Origin of the sequence: Streptomyces sp. NPDC015345 (genome assembly GCF_043078805.1) — a bacterium.
In the GTDB taxonomy this organism is placed as follows: Bacteria; Actinomycetota; Actinomycetes; order Streptomycetales; family Streptomycetaceae; genus Streptomyces.
On sequence record NZ_JBIBTX010000014.1, the window covers coordinates 42,063 to 59,202 of the forward strand.

The window sequence follows — 17,140 nt, forward strand, 5'->3', positions numbered from 1 at the left end:
CGGGGCCCCAACAGACCTGTCGGCGATCGCCGGCAGTATCCGAAAGAAGTGGGATTCACGGAGGCGACCACCGCTATCAAGGATGGTTACGCCCCGTCGGAGGCTACGGCGGCGCTAGCGAGCCGAATGAGGGACACCATCAAGGTGGCCGCTACCTCGGCCAGTCCAATCGGTGGCCAACCGCCGCCATGCAGATCGACGGTCGCTGCTGGACCCAGGAATCCCTGTTTCTTTCACACCGATCGCGTTTGAGCGTAGGCGCAAACGCCGACCAAAAAAGGAAGAGGAAATACGATGGACAAGTCCATGGCGATCATGGAGCTCGTTTCGAACTATGACGTCTACGCGGACGTCGACGAGCTGAACATCACGGCGGCTGCGGACGCTCCTGCGACCAGCCCCGTATGCGCGGTCAGCGCCGCGAGCTCCCTCGCCTGCGCCGCCTCGGTAAGGACGGTCAGCCAGGCGACCTTTAGGGCGGGCTGCTGATTCCTCCCTGCATCTGCCGGCGCCTGCTGGGAGTTCCCCGCAAGGAGAGAGCCGGCAGGGGGAGGATCGGTCAGCAAGATCACCGCGAACACGGAGCTGACGGACGGTTGTGAACCGTCCAGTGACGCTCGCGAGCTGAATGTGACGGCCACCGCCAAGGCGGCCGCCAACTGGCCCGCCCGCGTCGCCGACGCCAGTCTCGGCTCCGGCACCAGACAGTTTCCCGCCAGGACCAAGGGCGGATTCTGCTGATCGCGGAACGCCGTTCGGCCGACCGTGGAACTTGTGCCTATCCATCCGCGGCCGGCCGGCCGGCAGTCTCCCTCTCTACCTTGTTCTCCTCGCCCCGACCCTGCACATGAGATGGAAACCCGCCCAATGGCGCCTGATTCGGACAGCCGAGATCTGCTGGAGATGGCGGACCTCCTTACACCCGCTGTGATCCGCGCGGCGGCCACACTCCGCATTGCGGACCACATAGGCGCCGGTATCAATGAGCCGGAGAAGCTTGCAGAAGTCACCGCTAGCCGCCCGGACCTGCTGGAACTGCTGCTGCGTCATCTGGCGATCAACGGTGTACTGACACGGGACAGCAGCGGTAGGTATGCCGTGACCAAGCTCGGCGAACGCTTGTGCGAGCACCATCCGGAGAGTCTGCGCAGCCACTTGACCATGGATGGCCTCTACGGCAGGTGCGACCTGGCCCTCGTGAATATCCTGCACACCATTCGCACCGGCGAGCCCGCCCACGTGGGTGTCTTCGGGCACAGTTACTGGGAGAGCATCAACGAGGACCCCGCCTTCCTCGATGCACTGGAGAAGAGCGAGAGCGAGCCCCACCCGGGCTGGGGGGCCGAGCTGATCTTCGAAAGTTATGACTGGAGCCGGGTCGAGCGGGTCGTCGACGTGGGCGGCCACACTGGCGCCATCCTCATGGAACTGCTGCGGCAAAACCCCCACTTGCACGGCACGCTGGTGGACCTACAGAACGCGGCCGGGGTCGCCGGGCGCAGGTTCGCCAGGGCTGGCTTCTCGGACCGGGCCAGGGCAGTGGTGGGAAGCTTCTTCGAACCGCTTCCCAAAGGCGGAGACGTCTACCTGCTGTCGGCAGTCCTCTCCGATTGGTCCGACGAGCAGGCCATAACGATTCTGCGCCGCTGCGCCGAGGCAGGGGGGCCTTCGGGAAAGGTCCTGCTTGCGGAGGCAAACCTCCAAGTACCGCAAGAGGTCCCTGAGTCGGCGTCCGTAGAGTTGTGGATGCGGGCCACGATTCCCGCCCCCGTGCGTACCGTCGAGCAGCTGAAGGCTCTGGGCGCCGCCGCAGGCTTGCGGGTGTCGTGGGAGGGTCCGGCGACCCCCGTGCGCTCGGTTCTGGAGTTCTCGGCGTGCTGACGGTGGGCCCAGGACAGTGAGTCGGGCATGAGAGACAGAAGGCAGATGAAAAGCGAAATGCCCGCACACGGGACTGACGCGCCCTCACACACCAATGCACCACCACAGACCCGCATTCTGCGGGAACTGACCCGCGGAAAGGGCCCCCAGGTCATTCTCGTCGGCCTGCTCGCGCTGGTCTCCACAGCGGCGACGCTGGCACTGCCGATGGTGGTGGGCCGGCTGCTGACTGTCATTCAGCAGGGCGACAACCCTCTCTGGTGGGTACTGGCAATGGTCGGCGCAGGGTTCGGCTCAGCCGCGGCCGGGGCGCTGGCCGCATACCTACTGAGCCGGATGGGACAGCAGTTGATACGTCGGCTGCGCATCCGGACCATGCGGCACTCTCTGGAACTGCGGCTGCGCGATGCCGCTGGCCAGGGCCCCGGCAATTTGGTGGCTCGGGTGACCGCCGACGCGGCCATGGTCAAGAACCTCATCGACATAGGTCCCATTCAGTTGCCCATGGCCGGCGTCACAGTGCTGGGCACGCTCGTGATCATGGGCCTACTGGACTGGGTCCTGTTGTTGGTCGCGGTGGGCGCATTCCTTATCGCCGTCGGGCTCGTCACCCTGGTCATCAAAGGGCTGCGCCGTCAGTACGCGGCGGTGCAGGAGGAGGTCGGTGGACTCGCCGAACACTTCGTGGCCGCACTCGGCTCGCTGGCCATCATCAAAGCATGCCGCGCAGAGAAGATCGTGGGTGACCGACTGGCCGACCGCGCCACAGAGGTAGCGCGGCTGGAGGTTGGGGCGGCGCGGATGGAGTCTCTGATGGTCCCGATCATTACCCTGGGCCAGCAGATCGCACTGGTGAGTGTAGTCATCGGGGGCGGTAGTCGGATGCTCGACGGTCATTTGTCGCTGGCCGACTTCGTCGCGTTTCTGCTGTATCTGCTCCAGCTCACCGCCCCCCTGATCATGGCAGCGTCGGGTGTGAGCGGGCTGCAGACGGGGTTGGTTGCCCGTGAGCGGTTCGACGAGCTGTTCGCGCTCCCGACGGAGATGGCTGCCCGCGCCACCCCGCCGGGCTCCGGGCGGACAGCTCTTGCTGCTGAACCCGCGGCCGTACGCTTTGAGGATGTCAGCTACGGCTACGACGGTCGCCCGGCGCTCCGTGATGTCGCACTGATTGTTCCCAGGCACGGTCTCACTGCGATGGTGGGGCTCTCAGGATCGGGCAAGACCACTGCGCTGGGCCTAATCGAGGGTTTCATGGAGCCGGATTCGGGCCAGATCGAGGTGCTGGGTCGCTCCCTGTACGACTGGCCACTCGACGAGCTGCGGGCCCGTATCGCCTATGTGGACCAGTCCTGCACCCTGTTGCAGGACACCGTCCGGGAGAACCTGCTGTTGGGTCATGAGAACGCGCCGGCCGACTCGGTGCTGATGGCCGCACTCGACAGTGTCGGCCTGGCGGAGGAGATCCGGCGGTTGCCTCAGGGCCTGGACACGGTTCTGGCCGGTGCGACCGACCTCTCCGGCGGCCAGCGTCAGCGGCTGGCTCTGGCCCGGGCGGTCCTGTCCGACGCCCCGCTGGTGGTTCTCGACGAGCCGACTTCGCACTTGGATTCCGTCAATGAGCAGAAGCTGCGGGATGTGGTGGACGTCCTGGCTGTGGACCGTGCCGTCCTGGTTGTCGCCCACCGTATTTCCACCGTCCAGCACGCAGACCACGTGATCGTGCTCGACTCGGGTCGGGTGGTGGACCAGGGCACCCATCACGATCTTCTGGACCGCTGCCGTGACTATGCCGATCTGGTGAGCGGCCAGGCCCTCAGTACCTCGTCCCGCATGCACGCCCCGTCCAGCGAGTCGGCCCGGATCGTCGGCAGCGGAGCATGACACACCGACCCAGGAGCCACGCCATGACTGAACCCAGAGACCGGCCGACGATCAAGTACTCCATCCTGATGCCGTTCGGACTGCCACGGCCTGAGCCCACCCTCCCGTACGCCGCGCTCACTCAGTGGAGCGGAGCACACCGGCTGTGGCAGGGCCAGTCCATGGTCAATCAACCGCATCATGCCTTCACCTACGCGGCGGCATCCGGCTTCCGGGTCCCCGCCGGACTCGCCGTGACGCTCATGCCGTTCATCCATCCCTACGAGGCCGCGCTCCAGGCCCAGACGGTAGCCCTCACCACCGGTCATCCGGTGGCGGCTTGTTTTGGACCGGGCGGGGCAGTAGCGCAGCGCAGCATGCGCGGTGCCCCCTATCGCAGCCCGCTGACCGCGTCGCGTGAATACCTCACGATCGTCCGCGGCCTGCTCGACGGTGAGTCGGTTGAGCAGAACGGCGAGTACTTCACCTGCCATGCCCAAATGCCCCCCGGGCCCCGGCCCCCCATTGAGGTGGGTCTGGGGGTGCTGCGTCCGGGGATGGCCCGGCTCGCGGGTGAGGTTGCCGACACAGCCGTGACCTGGCTCACTCCCGCCACCTATCTACGGGACATCATAGTCCCAGCACTGCGAGAGGGCGCTGAGGCCGCGGGGCGTCCCGTTCCGCGGCTGGTGTCCATCGTGCCCGTCGCTCTAGCCGCCCCGGACCGTGACCCGGCAGCGCTGGCGCTGGCCAGCAGCTCCGGCCATCTCCAACTTCCGCATTACACCGACATGTTGCGCCGATCCGGAATCGACACCGACTCTTCCGACCTCGCCTCGGGCGCCGCCGCGCTCATCGAGGGGCGGGCTTTCCTGTACGGGGACTCGAAGGTTCTCGCCGAGGAGTTCGCGGCGTACCAGGAGGCGGGAGTCAACGAGATTGTGCTGAACGTGGCTGGGGTGAACGGTATGCATGGCAGTCAGGCTGCGTTGCGTGAGCTTGAGGCGATACTCGCGGAGGTGGCGCCGTGACAGGTGGCATCCCGAGGACGGGAGAGGCTCCCAACCCGATGGAGGTTCCCGCTCTGAACATCGAGCGGTTGCTGGTGGTTACCGCCGGTTCTGCCGCTGCGGCCATGATGCCGTACTGGGCCGAATGGCTGCGGCTGTCCTACCCGGAGCTGGACATCAAGATGGTCCTTACCCACAGCGCTCAGCGTTTCGTTACGCAGCAAGCGTTGGCCGGGCGATTGCATCGCAATGGCGAGGTAATGCTCGATGAATGGCCCGAGCATGAGGCAACGGCCCGGCACGTCGAACTGGCCGAGTGGGCGCAGGCGGTCGTGGTCTATCCCGCGACTTTCCACTTCCTTGCCCGGCTGGCTCTGGGCTTGGCCGATTCACCCTCGCTGCTCGCCTGCCACTGCACCGCGGTTCCCGTGGTGGTGGCACCGGCGCTTCCACCGGGTGGGCTGGAGAGTACTGTCTTCCAGAGCCACTGGGCAACGCTGGCTGCCCGCCCCAACGTCGTGCTTGTTCCGCCCGGTCCGGGCGTCAGTCTGACCACCGGTCGGAGTGAGGCTTGGGTGCCCCCGTTGCTACCAGAGGTCATCAGCCTGCTGGAACGCCGCCGCGCCGAGTTGGAGACCAGCCCAGCGGCCCGACGGCCGCTCACCACGCCGGCGTCGTTCGTCACTGACTTGGCCCGCCCGTGAGTGGCCTGGATGAGGTGGGTGCCCGCAGCACTCCCGTTGTGGAACGAACAGCAGACCGGGATATTACTGAGTACGGCACTGATCTGCTGCGCACCTCTATCCGTGCCGTTCCCGACGGTCATGAATGGACCAGGACCACCGGCCCGCTCGCACCCGCAGCCTTCCAGCCGATCACCGGCCTCGGACCTCGTCTGGCCGCAGTCGGTCGAAACGGGGGCGCCCTCTGCACGACAGGCCATGCGGAGGGCCCGGCCAGGGTCTACACGGTCGCGAACGACGAATCGGTGGCGGGTCACATACTGTCAGGCGGCCCGCTGCCGCATCTGCGGGAACCTATCCGCAGGCTTGGAGTTGCACTACGGCTGTTGCACGCGGGCGGTCCGCCTCCTGTAACCGAGCGGCTGGGACCGCCTCGGAGCCTGGTCCGGCTCGACACTTGGCTGGCGGGTCGTTCGCCGGTTGTCCGCGCCGCGTACGTGGGCGCCCAGATGCAGCGCAGCCTCGGCGCCGAACGCTGGGCTCGAGTCAACAAGTGGTACCGCACGATCACCGAGGACACCGACGTGACCCTGGTGCACGGCGCGCCCGGGCTTGGCTCACTGGTCTCCGGTGCCAGCCCCGAGAGCACCGCGATATTGACTGGTGAAGATCTTGCGGTGGCTCCCTGGTACTACGACCTGGGCTGGGTGCTGGGGGAACTGGTCGAGCTGAGATGGCACCTGGGCGGCGACCAGCAAGCCTGGCAAGTGCTCGTCGACGCTCTGTTCGAGGGGTACGGCCGAGACTTGGGGGTGTGGTGGAACCAGGCGGCGGCACTGCGAACTCTGCTGCATGTCCATGACATCGCTGCCTACGTGGGCTGGCACTCATCCGGATTCAACCAGTACGCATCATTCCTGGCGTTTCTCATCGACCTCTGAGGGGCGCACCCAACTCCTGGACACCAAAAGGGAGGTGTACGTCATGAGCACCGGCGAACTGCAGCGGCAGCACCGGTTCACCCTGCCGAATGGGCTGCGGGTGGTGTTGGACAGCAGGTTTCCGCAACCGCGGGTGGCTGTGGCCGTGCATTACGGCACCGGCTTCCGGTCCGAACGGCCAGGCCGCGCCGGGTTCGCTCATCTCTTCGAGCACTTGATGTTCCGTGGCAGCGCGAGCCTTCCCGGCGGTCGCTTCTACGACCATGTGCACCGTTTCGGCGCCATAGCCAACGGGACCACGCACCAGGACTACACCGACTACTACCAAGTGGTCCCGGCCCAGGCCCTGGAACGTGCCCTGTTCGCCGAGGCAGACCGCATGCGGGCCCCCCGCTTCACAGAGGCATCGCTGTCGGAACAGCTACGCGGCGTTGAAGAAGAAATCCATCAGGCAGTGCACTGCAGGCCATACGGAGGCTTCCCCTGGCCCCTGATGCCCCAGGTACTGTTCAGCACCTTCACCAACGCGCATGACGGCTACGGCGAGGTCGACCGGCTGCGCACCACGACATTGACCGACTGTGCGGAGTTTTTCGCGGCGCATTACGCGCCCGGCAATGCCGTACTGACCGTGGTCGGCGCGGCCAGCCCTGAAGAGACCCGCTCTCTGGTAGAACGCCACTTCGGCGACATACCCGCCCGCCTGACCGCCCCGACTCCCGCTCTCGCAGAACCCCGCCCCGATGGGATGCGGTGGGTGGAGTGCACTGAAGCGGGGGTCAAGGCGACCGCGCTGGCGATCGGCCACCGGCTGCCCGACCCAGCCGCAGACCTTCCCGGTTACCTGGGCCATGCCGTGCTGGCCAGGCTCACCAGCGAGCAGGGCCCACTTGCACGCGGGTTGCCGGCCGTCAGCACCAGTTGCGGCTTCTTCGGCCCACTAGATGCACGGGACCCCGACGCACTCGTGGTCACTGCCCTGCTGCCACCCGGTGCCGAGCCGAAGGAATGCGTGGCAGCGGTCTCCCGGCGATGGGCCGACTGGTCCCACGACCCTCCAGCAGAGGCGGTGCGGCGGACGGTGCGGCTGATGCTGGGCGAGCACTACCGACGCCACGGCGACCTGGAGACCCGCTGCCGCGCTTTGGGCCGATTGGAAATCCTCTTTGGCGACGCTGGCCTTCTCGACCGGATCCCGGACCACCTGGCGGCTGTAGGCCCCTCCGAAGTAGCCGCTGCAGCCAGTGAACTCACGCGCTTTCCAGCGTCGGTTCTGGTGATTCGACCAGGTTCCAGCCGCACTCGCCCGGAGCCGCCTCTCGCAGCGGACAGTGAGGTGACTGTCAAATCCTGGGAGTCACCGGCCGATGAGGCAAAGGCATCGCCGGCTCCCCGTTCCCTTCCACCGTATGGGGCCCCTTGCGACCCGGACGCGGGAGATGTCTACGAGACAACTCTGGGCAACGGCCTGCGCGTGGTCGCGGTCTCCGACCGGCGGGCCCCGGGCGTGGAGGCACGGCTGCGCATGCCCCTGGGGCCGTTCGGTTGGAGAGCCCCTGCAGCAGCTGATGCACTGCTGCGCCGCCGCTTGGAACAAACGCGGGCGGGCGCATACTCAGCCGACCACGGTGGCAGTCTTGCGGCATCCGTAGACGGACAGTGGCTAAACGTCACCGGCTACCTGCCATCAGAGGAGCTGCCCACCTGGTGCGCGCTTCTGGGCAAACTGGTGTCACCGCAGGGGACATCCGCCGAGCCCGGGACCGAGCTTCAGTCCCCACGTCTATCGGCGCAGCGCCTCATGGATGACGCGGTGCGCCGCCGCTGGTCCGCGGAACATTCGGGGTCAACCACCTGCCGTTCTGCGGCTAATGTCCGGGTGCCGCTCTGGGATCCCCGAGGTGGCGTGCTTGTCCTGCTCGGCGACATTAACCCCGAACTTGCGGCAGCAACTGCAGAGACGGCGTTGTCGGCATGGCGGTCCATCCTCCCGTGCCCCGGAGGGGCCAGCCGCGCGCGGCCCAACAACGGCCGGACGCTGTTCCTGCCCTCCACTACGGAAGTCAACTTGCATCTGACCGTCTGCGCGTCTGAGCCGGAAATGGCCACCCCAGAAGAGCGCCCTGGAACGGACGAGGCGGCCCGCTATCTAGCAACTGCCGCCTTCGGCGGCTACTTCGGCTCCCGACTGACGGCGCGCCTGCGCGGAGTGCTCGGTGAAGGCTGCGAGGCGTACTCCGGCCGGGACGTCGTGCTGGACGTCCCTCGTGTGCTCGTGCGGGCTCGCATCACGCCACAGCTCGCGGACGAGACGATTGCCGGAATCCGCACGGAGCTGCGGCGGGCTGGCGATGAGCCTTTCACCGAAGCCGAAGTCGAAGCCGCCCGCGAGTTTTGTGCGGCTCAGTCGCTCAGCGCCTTCGATTCCCCAGCGAACCGGGCGGACCTGCTCTGCCAGATCACCGCCGCCGGACGGGACCCCCACCTGCTGTCCTGTCTTCCGCAGCTCCTTCGCGAGGTAAATGCTCAGGAAGTCGCCCGCGCCGGCCGCGAGCTCTTCGCTACCTCGTCCATGGACACAGTGTTGCTCGGCGCCATCAGCCCGGACCTGGCCACAACTGCCGCCGCCGTCTCACCACGGTCGTGACGCCTGCCGGGTGGTGCCCCGGGAGGCGTCTGCTCATCGTGCCCGTCATAGGTAAAGCCAGCCCTCTTCCGTGAGAGCAGGGCAGGTGTGGTGCAGATCTGCAAGTGGCGCACCGAGGAGGAAGGTGGGCCTTCCATAGAAAATCACCTCATATCCAACCTCGTTCTCGGGCCAGGATTGCTGCTTGCGCTCGGTTGGCAGCCTCCAGGATGTGCAGGATGTTGGCCACATATCGACGGTAGGTGCGGACCGAGATGCCGAGGTCGCGGGCTCCGATCTCATCCTTCGTACCACGGCACATGGTCTCCAACACCCGCTGCTCGATCGCCGGTAGCCGAGCTCTGGCCTTCTCCCCGCAGAACTCCGACAGCCGTGGCGCATCAGCCCAGACCTTCTCGAACAGGTCCACGATGTTGGCGACGAGTCCCGCTTCCTGCACCACCAGTGCCCCACGCGAACCGTCTGCAGGATCTACCGACGTCAACGCGGTACGCCGGTCGTAGACGAGGGTGCGCACGGCCATGTCGTCCACCACGCAGACCTCCGCCCCCTTCGAGACCAGTTCACACAGGTATCCGGAGGTGACGGGGTCCTCCAGTGCCTTAGCCAGCACAACCTTCTTGATCCTTACGCCCCGTCTGAGGCATTGGAGATCGGTCGGTCTGGCGTGCTGTATGTCCTCGTGGGTCAGTGCGATGTAGGGCTCGGCACAAAGGATCTCCTCACGCGCGAAGAGGGCGAGTGTCTCAACTTTGGTGCGCATCGCGTCGAGACTCACGATCTTCTCTACTACCGGCGCCTCGTCCGGCGCGAGTTCCTGTTCCGCCCGGAGCGAGGCGACGAGGTGCCGAGCCTGAGTAACCGCTCGCATCTCTGTGTGCAGTTGTTGCAGTCGTAGATCGACCAGCCTGTCCACTACGAGTTCGGGCGCTTCTGGGAAACATCCGCCGTCCGCTCCCACCACCACAACGGCGAGGTCGATGAGCCGGCCCAGAGCTCTCTCCACCTCCTGAGGTGGACCATCCACAAGCGTGGGTACGTCGTCCGCCCGGGTACCCGGGATTCTCAGCAGGCACCGGTAGAGCTCTTCCTCCACCTCTGATAGTCCAAGTACGGATACTGCACAAGCACGCATTCAATCCCCCGGCTCACTTCCAGGCAGCACCGGGGCCTTGGTCAGAGGCCCGGCCGCTCACCCTGATGGAATCTTGATCATAAGGACTGTCCAGGGTCGTGCAAGATCGAGATCTGGTCGGCTTGCTCAGCTGGCCTGATGGCCCACAAGGGCCGCTCATCGCGTCTTACTCGGCGGAGAGCTGCGGCCATGGTGACCTCCTCGCCACGGGCGGCAGATGCTGATGGCGAGGCTGTGGGGGCCATAGCGCGGACTGAGGCGGCGGTGCGAGTGTCGGAGCCCACCTCGCGGAGGCATGTCCCGGTTGGCGGAACGGTTCGTTGTATATCTACTCACGATGTAGTAATTATTAGATGTGAGCGATAATGTATATAACAGGCTGGCGATGGTGCGCGCGGAACGGAAAGTGTCGCGCCAGAGCCTGGCTGCAGCGGTGGGTGTGCACTACCAGACCATTGGTTACATCGAGCGCGAGGAGTTCAACCCGGGCCTCGATATAGCGCTGAAGATCTCGAAGCACTTCGAGTTGCCGGTGGAGGCATTGTTCTCCCTCGAGCCGTTCGAGCCACTCACGGAAAGGGTCTACGGGAGGAACCAGCCCTGATGACGGCCCTGATAGGCCGCCAGATCATGATGCCTGACAGGGCTGTTACGAGTCCCGATGACAGACACGACTCCGACCGGGGACCAACTACCTGACAGCCGGGCGGCACTGATCGAGACCTGGCTACTGGGGCGCCGCTCTGCCCGTACCGAGACCGGCACCCTGAGCTCTGTCAGTCCGTGGCCCGATCGCCGTCCAGGTGGCCCATGGCGTAGCCGCGCTCATCCGGATGACGGGCCAGACGGGCCATTACCCACGCGGTCCGGGCGTCCATCCCGTCACCGAAGTCGGCGGCAAGGCGGCGTGCCTGCCACGTCGTACGCGGGGCGAGGACCCACCGCACGAGCGAGATGCGGACGCGGCCGGTGCCGGCTGTCGTCCGGCACATCCCGTCGGGAGAGTCCTCGGGGGCGGCACCGGGGATGTTCAGGTCGGTCACGATCGCGAGTTTGGCGACGGCCTCGGCGCCATGGCGGGCTCCTAGGCCGGAGATGACAGGAACGGATGGTGCGCTCCACGGCTTGGGTTGACGAGAGGCGTGGTGGCGAAAGTCCGGACCGTGGTCGCCGACCTGGTCACGGTGATGCGGCGGGACGGCAGCGTGCTGTCCCGCAGCGAGCGCGCGCCCGACGGGATGTGGGCGCGGCTGGCGGGTGCGCTCCAGGCGCTGGTCGCCGAGCACCGCCGCCCCTACAGCGATCGGGAGGCCGCCCGGTTCTGGGCGATCCAGCGGCGGCTGCGCGCGCAGCTGCCGCACTACCGCCGCGACCTGGAGCAGATCGCCCAGCTGGCGCGTTTGTTGATGCCCGAGCACCTACTGCCCTCCCGGCTGCGCGGGCCCGCCGCGGTGGCTGCCCTGCCCGCGCGGCCCTACACGCCCTATTCTCGAAGATCGCGATCTCATTCATGGCTACATCATTTCTCGGTCGGTTCCCTACGTGGCCTGGGCACCGGCCTCATCGTCCCGCACCGCAGAAGGGCCAACCGGCCTCTCCTGCGCGGGCAGTTTGTGGTCGTCGGCGGGTCAGATCTTTTCGCGAGCATGAGCGTCTGACGGTACCGCTCGTGCACGATGAGCAAGATCATTGGCGAATTCCGGGGCTGTAAGTGCGGTTGAGGATGTGGCTGTCGATCTTTTGGAAGAAGCGTTTTGCCTTTTCCGAGGACCCATGGGATTCTGCTGCGTAGTCGCAGGCAACCCACTTGTTCTTGATCTTCTCGTCCGGCAGATAGCCATCTGACACCGTGCCGACTGCCCATTCGGCCCTGCCCGCTGTTTCCCAACAGCTGTAGAGGGTTCCGTCTGCGTTGATGACGGCGCCCGTCGTTCCGGCGAATCCGCTGCAGAAGGGACAACTGGACAGGGGCGTGCCGATGACTGGGACGGAAAGACCGCTGTCGATGGCTAGGTCGATCAGCTCAATGAAGCGATCGGCCAGTGCGTCACCATAGGACAGATCGTTGTCGTATCCAACGCCGACATCGTCGATGAGAGCGAGGTCCAAGTCGGCTGGTTGCCGCAAGGGAAGACTGGATAGGTCCTCTATTAGCCTGTCGAGTCCTTTGAGGTTGCGGTGGGAGACATTTACTCTGAACTGCCACTTCATGCCGCTGGCCTGGGACGCTTGGGTGATGTTTCGAAGAATTCGGTCATAGGTGCCGCTACCCTTGTGGTCGACGCGCGCCCGGTCGTGGTCGGCACGGTGTCCGTCGAAGCTGACCTGGATTCGTCGGAGGCCGGCGTGTGACAGCTCGGAAGCGATCTGAGGGGTCAGCAGTACCACGTTGCTGATCATTTGCGCATTCGAGAGCCCCAGCGGCTTCAGCCGGCGCAGGAGCTCCGTGCATGCGCTGGGGTTGAGGAGGGGCTCTCCCCCGAAGAGGACGAGCGAGAGCCGGTCAGCTCCGATGGCGGACATGCGTTCTTGCACAAAGTCCGCGATGCGCTCCACCCCCTCTTGCACAAGAAGCCTGCGAGGGATGCGGGCTGGGGCGAACGGGTTCGAGGCTGTCTGGCTCGCCTCTGTGTTCTGGAAGCAGTAGGAGCAACCGAGGTTGCACGACGTCGCGGTGAGGACAGTGACCGCAAAGGGGGGCTCCGCGGTGGTGAAGAAGCCGCGCTTGGTCAGCTCCTCCTCGGCCTGTTGGGTCAGGCGACCTTCACGTGCCGCTTCCGGCGGCAGGAGTGCGACTTTTCTGGGAGAGACGTACCACCAGCCGTTTTCCGAGGGGATGAGGCGGGGTTGCCGCATGCGGGTTGCTCCGTTCTCGTAGCGGCCTGGACGCGAGGTGGCGCATGGGCTGGTACGCCATGCGCCACCTCACGGCAGCAGCGGCCTGGTCAGGAGTTCGCCCCACAGATGGTCTCTTCGGTCTCAGCGTCGAAGATCAGGATCTCGCTCATCGTGCACCTCCCCTCACAGCTAGTGCCTGCAACTGACCATAGGTAGACGAGCCCAGTTGTACAAGAGGTGTCGCACAACTTCTCATGTACAAGCATCCTTGAGCCCCGTACGCTGGGGGTATGGACGAGACGACCAGCCAGGCGACCAGCATCGAAGCACTGCGAGTTATCGCCCACCCGGCCCGTATAAACCTCTATGAGCTGCTTCGGCGGCACGGCCGCAGCACGGTTTCCGAGTTGGCGTCCCGCTCCGGCCTGGCCGTCGGCTCGGTGAGCTATCACCTCGGGCAGATGTTCAAAGCCAACCTTGTCAAGGAGGTCCCCTCCGACAAGGACAGGCGGCAGCATTGGTGGGAAGCCGTACCCGGCGGATTGCGCTGGTCGCCGGCGGATTTCTTGCAGTCGCACAGCGGACGGGAGATCTCCTCCTTGGCGCAACAGGCAATGACCGAGCGCCGGATTCGGCGTCTCGTTCGCTGGCAAGAGTCTTGGACGGAGTGGGACCGGGACTGGATTGAAGCCGCGATGGGGTCGGACTCTGTCCTCCAGCTCACGCCGCAAGACCTCGCGCAGATGGGCGAAGAACTGCATACAGTGATTCGGCGTTGGGCGGAGCGGGCGAAGGAGCAGGACGCCGCCACGCAGTCCCAACAGGAGCACGTGTTCGTGCTCATCAATGCTTTCCCGGTGGCGGAGGGAGAGGTTGAACCGGTCTCAGGCGGACAGGGGAAGCGTTCGTGACAGGGGATGTAGAGGCGCGCCCATTACGCGCCTTGTCTCCCTGGACAATCCCAGGCTTTCGGCGCTTCCTGGGAGGACTATCGCTTGATCTGATCGGGGATCAAGTGTGGTTTCTGGCCCTTGCGTGGGCCGCTTCTGATGTAGGGGGTCCTCAAGCCGCCGGATTGGTCGTCGCTGCCGGATCCGTGCCGCGGATGCTCTTCATGCTCTGGATGGGCTCTCTAGTTGACCGAGTGAGTGCGCTCAGGGTCGCTCAGGTCGCTCAGGTGGCCCGATCCTTAGTCATGGCAGCTACCTGTGCGACAGCTGCAACGGGGAAGCTCCCCCTCATCGTGCTGACAGTGTCAGCAGTGGCGTTCGGTATTGCTGACGCTGCGCGGCTGCCTGCCGCCGGCGCAATCCCCGGTCTGCTCTTGCCCACGGAGGTCCGTGTGCGGGGGCAGGGCTTGGTTCAGGCCTGTGCCCGGCTGGCCCTTGTGGTGTCCGGGCCCATGGCGGGCGTAGCTCTTGCCGTCGGAGGCCTGGCCGTAGCAGCCGGCGCAAACCTGGCCCTGTTCCTGACAGCCTTTCTTTCCTTTCGAGGCCTGCGTACTCATCTCGCGGCCGCAACGGCGGACCCGCAACAGAAATCCTCCGTGAGGGCAGGGCTCAAATACGTCAGAGGCCAGCCAGCTCTCGTCTTGGCGCTGATCACGGCCACGTTCCTCAACCTCGCCCTCCTCGGACCACTCAACATCGGAGTCGTACTGCGAAGTGAGACCGCAGGCTGGGGGTCCGGCTCACTCGGCATCGTCTTCGGCGTCTTCGGTGCGGCGTCAGTTCTGGGTGGGGTGATGAGTGCACGCATTGCCACTCCCGCCCGCCCCATCCTTTCAGCAGCTGGCTGGATGGCGGTCTCGTCCGTGGGCTTCATCGCGCTCGGATTTACCGATGACCCGGTGGTCACCGGGAGTGCGCTAGCGCTTTCCGGCTTTTCCCTCGGCCCAGCCGCAGCACGCCTCACTGGATTCCTCCAGGCCATTACTCCCCGGGACATGCTGGGACGAGTGATGGCCTTGGCTAGTTTTTCCACCTTCGGTCTCACGCCTGTCGCACTTTCCGCTTTCGGTTTTCTGGCGGCGAAATTCGGGCTCGACGTGGCGTTCATAGTCAGCGGCATCGGCTGTTTGGCGACAGGCCTGATAGCCGCATGTTTTCCCCTGGCGCGCCGCCCCATGCTGCATTTTGAGTCTCACGCGAAAGGTGTAAGACTGTGACTGACTTGGATTCCACCTATGTCGGCGAACTCGCCCTCCTGTACGACGCCTGGAAAGCCGGGGACAATTACGAAGTCTGGGCAGATCTCCTGCTCGATGTCATCCATACGCACAGGCCTGCGGCACGAAATTTACTAGACGTCGGATGCGGGACCGGCAACAGTAGCTTCGTATTCCTCGACAGAGGGTTCAAAGTCACAGGATGTGACATATCACCGCAGATGCTGGAGGTGGCACGGAGCAAGAACAAGGGAAGCAGGGCAATATCTTTTCACGAAGAAGACATGTGTGATCTCCCTTCCGATCTTGGAACCTACGACGTAATCCACTGGATGGACGATGTCGCCAATCACTTACCAGGCCCCGAAGCGCTGCGTGCCGCGGTCCGCAGCAGTGCCGGCCTGCTCAGCCCTGACGGAATATTACTTTTCGACGTAAACACCCTGCAGACATTCCGCAGCCACTTCAAAGAAAAGAAGCAGTACGTTGTCGAGTCCGAAGGTGTTGTTTTCATTTGGGAAGGACTAACTCCCACGCTGGTGGCGGACGGGCCCGCAAGGGCCAAGGTGACAGCCTTCCGGGAATCTGGCGAGAATCTTTGGCAGAAAACTTCCGGCATTGTAGACGAATCTCATTTCAGTGACGCAGCGATCCTGCATGCCATCGAAGCGGCGAGGCTTGATCACGTAGAAACCTATGGCCTGCCTGCCAGCGAAGCAAAACTGATAACCACAGTCAGTGACGATTTGCTGGGAAAGTGCATATACGTTGCGCGTCGACTTAAATAACAGGCAAACTCTCGACGATCGGCCCTGAACTCCCTTGATGGGGGTACGATCCATGGTGTTCGTTCGTCTAGGTGTATGGCACCTGCTGAAACATTGAATCAGGCGAGGTGCGAGTCCATACAAAACGGAGGAATCGTGACGACTGATGCCACGCGAGAGTGTCGAGACTGGACCGTGGGCGAGCTGCGTGCAGCTCTGACCGATGTGGAGGATGACCTTCCCCTGCAAGTCCTTATCACGGACAAGAGTGGTACCGGCGACGGATTCCAGGTTGGCAGAATAGTATCGATAGAACTCGATGCGGCCCAAGAATCATCCGGCAAGATCACCCAGGACGAAGCCCTGCTCATTCTGGCAGATTACAGCGAAATCTCCGAATAAGGCTTGTCACGTAAGCGATCTTGCGCCGCCCCGCCACAGAACACCCCGAAGGCCACATCGTCCTCACCTGCGACCCCGCCCTCTACCAGGGCCTGGGCGTGACCGCTGTCAGCGCTGCTCAACTCGTTCGCGAGCCACCTGCCCGACGACCTGGCCAGCCATCAGCCCGGGGCGGGCACGCCCGCGCACCGCGCGACGGAGATCGCAGTATCCAGTCAGAGGCAGCTTCGCGGGCGGCGGGCGCGTGGAGAAGACCTGTGGCACGTAACCGGTAGAGCTGTAGGCCATCGTGGGCACGGCATCGCGTGCATGCACAACCAATCTTCGCGGATACGCGAGCGGGCCCTGGACCGTCGATGGTCCGGGGCCCGCTGTCTTCGGGGCCGGTGGCTACAGCTCGAACTCGAGGTGCTCCACGTCCGTGAACCGCACCTCCTCCAAACTGCCGGCGCAGCGCCGGGCACACGATCGTGCCCGTACGGATCGACCTGGCCCGCTCGGCCGGCACCGGCCGCCGTCCTGGAAGTAGACCTCCTTGAGCGCTTCGGCGGCGATCTCCTGGAGCTGGGCGTCGCTGGCCCCTGCTCCTGGGCGTCGAAGAGGCGGGCGGCGTAGACGGGCGGCAGGGGACGGTCAGGTGCCGGATGCGGTCCTGGTCCGTCGACCCGATCGGCGCGGTGTAGCCCATGCGGGCGTGGTGTCGATGACGATGCCGCCCGTGGACGCTGCCTTGGCCTTGGCCCTGATCTGCCTGCGCCGGTCGGGCTCGCGCGAGGGTGGTGGGTGACCGGGGCCGGTGCCTTTGT

Annotated in this window: 16 protein-coding genes and 1 pseudogene; 13 read left to right on the forward strand and 4 right to left on the reverse strand. The window is 65.0% G+C overall.

What is annotated here, in order from left to right:
- Window positions 1-294 precede the first annotated feature (294 nt).
- The 7 genes from ACF062_RS37255 (at window position 295) to ACF062_RS37285 (ending at window position 9,025) form a co-directional block, all read left to right on the forward strand.
- Window positions 295-489, forward strand: a complete 195-nt coding sequence (locus ACF062_RS37255) for an LxmA leader domain family RiPP (RefSeq protein ID WP_392144374.1) — start codon at window positions 295-297, stop codon at window positions 487-489.
- A 363-nt stretch (window positions 490-852) separates the two neighbouring features.
- The gene (locus ACF062_RS37260) at window positions 853-1,881 is read left to right on the forward strand and encodes a methyltransferase (RefSeq protein WP_392144376.1); all 1,029 of its coding nucleotides are present in this window, start codon (window positions 853-855) and stop codon (window positions 1,879-1,881) included.
- A 45-nt stretch (window positions 1,882-1,926) separates the two neighbouring features.
- The gene (locus ACF062_RS37265; protein WP_392144378.1) at window positions 1,927-3,765 is read left to right on the forward strand and encodes an ABC transporter ATP-binding protein; all 1,839 of its coding nucleotides are present in this window, start codon (window positions 1,927-1,929) and stop codon (window positions 3,763-3,765) included.
- Between the two features lie 23 nt (window positions 3,766-3,788).
- A complete protein-coding gene (locus ACF062_RS37270; RefSeq protein WP_392144380.1) occupies window positions 3,789-4,775 on the forward strand; it encodes an LLM class flavin-dependent oxidoreductase in 987 nt (328 codons plus the stop codon).
- A complete protein-coding gene (locus ACF062_RS37275) occupies window positions 4,772-5,458 on the forward strand; it encodes a flavoprotein (RefSeq protein ID WP_392144381.1) in 687 nt (228 codons plus the stop codon). The genes ACF062_RS37270 and ACF062_RS37275 overlap by 4 nt, the downstream gene beginning before the upstream one ends.
- A gap of 488 nt (window positions 5,459-5,946) precedes the next feature.
- Window positions 5,947-6,378: a hypothetical protein gene (locus ACF062_RS37280; RefSeq protein WP_392144383.1), complete on the forward strand. Its 432-nt coding sequence runs from the start codon at window positions 5,947-5,949 to the stop codon at window positions 6,376-6,378.
- A 43-nt stretch (window positions 6,379-6,421) separates the two neighbouring features.
- The gene (locus ACF062_RS37285; RefSeq protein ID WP_392144385.1) at window positions 6,422-9,025 is read left to right on the forward strand and encodes an insulinase family protein; all 2,604 of its coding nucleotides are present in this window, start codon (window positions 6,422-6,424) and stop codon (window positions 9,023-9,025) included.
- A 148-nt stretch (window positions 9,026-9,173) separates the two neighbouring features.
- On the opposite strand, the gene ACF062_RS37290 is transcribed toward ACF062_RS37285, so the two are convergent.
- Window positions 9,174-10,160 carry a helix-turn-helix transcriptional regulator gene (locus tag ACF062_RS37290; RefSeq protein ID WP_392144387.1) on the reverse strand — a complete coding sequence of 329 codons (987 nt, stop codon included), beginning with the start codon at window positions 10,158-10,160 and terminating at the stop codon, window positions 9,174-9,176.
- 355 nt (window positions 10,161-10,515) lie between these two features.
- Between ACF062_RS37290 and ACF062_RS37295 the strand changes: the two genes are divergently transcribed.
- Window positions 10,516-10,764 carry a helix-turn-helix transcriptional regulator gene (locus ACF062_RS37295; RefSeq protein ID WP_392144389.1) on the forward strand — a complete coding sequence of 83 codons (249 nt, stop codon included), beginning with the start codon at window positions 10,516-10,518 and terminating at the stop codon, window positions 10,762-10,764.
- 172 nt (window positions 10,765-10,936) lie between these two features.
- Here ACF062_RS37295 and ACF062_RS37300 read toward each other — a convergent pair whose 3' ends face one another.
- On the reverse strand, window positions 10,937-11,203 hold the full coding sequence (locus tag ACF062_RS37300; protein WP_392144391.1) for a hypothetical protein: 267 nt from the start codon (window positions 11,201-11,203) through the stop codon (window positions 10,937-10,939).
- A 120-nt stretch (window positions 11,204-11,323) separates the two neighbouring features.
- Here ACF062_RS37300 and ACF062_RS37305 point away from each other — a divergent pair, with 120 nt between their 5' ends.
- Window positions 11,324-11,818: a hypothetical protein gene (locus ACF062_RS37305; protein WP_392144392.1), complete on the forward strand. Its 495-nt coding sequence runs from the start codon at window positions 11,324-11,326 to the stop codon at window positions 11,816-11,818.
- Between the two features lie 28 nt (window positions 11,819-11,846).
- On the opposite strand, the gene ACF062_RS37310 is transcribed toward ACF062_RS37305, so the two are convergent.
- Window positions 11,847-13,016 carry a radical SAM protein gene (locus ACF062_RS37310; protein ID WP_392144394.1) on the reverse strand — a complete coding sequence of 390 codons (1,170 nt, stop codon included), beginning with the start codon at window positions 13,014-13,016 and terminating at the stop codon, window positions 11,847-11,849.
- 272 nt (window positions 13,017-13,288) lie between these two features.
- Between ACF062_RS37310 and ACF062_RS37315 the strand changes: the two genes are divergently transcribed.
- From ACF062_RS37315 to ACF062_RS37330, 4 genes are all read left to right on the forward strand, one after another.
- Window positions 13,289-13,909 (forward strand): helix-turn-helix transcriptional regulator, encoded by a 621-nt coding sequence (locus ACF062_RS37315; protein ID WP_062777313.1) that lies wholly within the window; start codon window positions 13,289-13,291, stop codon window positions 13,907-13,909.
- The gene (locus ACF062_RS37320) at window positions 13,906-15,165 is read left to right on the forward strand and encodes an MFS transporter (protein WP_392144397.1); all 1,260 of its coding nucleotides are present in this window, start codon (window positions 13,906-13,908) and stop codon (window positions 15,163-15,165) included. Before ACF062_RS37315 ends, ACF062_RS37320 begins: the two co-directional genes overlap by 4 nt.
- Window positions 15,162-15,953 carry a class I SAM-dependent methyltransferase gene (locus ACF062_RS37325; protein WP_392144399.1) on the forward strand — a complete coding sequence of 264 codons (792 nt, stop codon included), beginning with the start codon at window positions 15,162-15,164 and terminating at the stop codon, window positions 15,951-15,953. Before ACF062_RS37320 ends, ACF062_RS37325 begins: the two co-directional genes overlap by 4 nt.
- A gap of 135 nt (window positions 15,954-16,088) precedes the next feature.
- Complete coding sequence (locus ACF062_RS37330) at window positions 16,089-16,334, forward strand: DUF6225 family protein (protein ID WP_392144401.1); 246 nt, start codon at window positions 16,089-16,091, stop codon at window positions 16,332-16,334.
- Between the two features lie 390 nt (window positions 16,335-16,724).
- Here the strand turns inward: ACF062_RS37330 and tpg are convergent.
- Window positions 16,725-17,084: pseudogene (tpg, locus tag ACF062_RS37335) on the reverse strand (telomere-protecting terminal protein Tpg); the annotation flags it as partial.
- Window positions 17,085-17,140 lie beyond the last annotated feature (56 nt).

What these genes read in the sequence shown, in the direction of transcription:
- ACF062_RS37310 (WP_392144394.1), bottom strand. Translation starts at nt 13,016, where the DNA reads ATGCGGCAACCCCGCCTCATCCCCTCGGAAAACGGCTGGTGGTACGTC.
- ACF062_RS37280 (WP_392144383.1), top strand. Translation starts at nt 5,947, where the DNA reads ATGCAGCGCAGCCTCGGCGCCGAACGCTGGGCTCGAGTCAACAAGTGG.
- ACF062_RS37315 (WP_062777313.1), top strand. Translation starts at nt 13,289, where the DNA reads ATGGACGAGACGACCAGCCAGGCGACCAGCATCGAAGCACTGCGAGTT.
- ACF062_RS37265 (WP_392144378.1), top strand. Translation starts at nt 1,927, where the DNA reads ATGAAAAGCGAAATGCCCGCACACGGGACTGACGCGCCCTCACACACC.
- ACF062_RS37260 (WP_392144376.1), top strand. Translation starts at nt 853, where the DNA reads ATGGAAACCCGCCCAATGGCGCCTGATTCGGACAGCCGAGATCTGCTG.
- ACF062_RS37270 (WP_392144380.1), top strand. Translation starts at nt 3,789, where the DNA reads ATGACTGAACCCAGAGACCGGCCGACGATCAAGTACTCCATCCTGATG.
- ACF062_RS37290 (WP_392144387.1), bottom strand. Translation starts at nt 10,160, where the DNA reads ATGCGTGCTTGTGCAGTATCCGTACTTGGACTATCAGAGGTGGAGGAA.
- ACF062_RS37255 (WP_392144374.1), top strand. Translation starts at nt 295, where the DNA reads ATGGACAAGTCCATGGCGATCATGGAGCTCGTTTCGAACTATGACGTC.
- ACF062_RS37285 (WP_392144385.1), top strand. Translation starts at nt 6,422, where the DNA reads ATGAGCACCGGCGAACTGCAGCGGCAGCACCGGTTCACCCTGCCGAAT.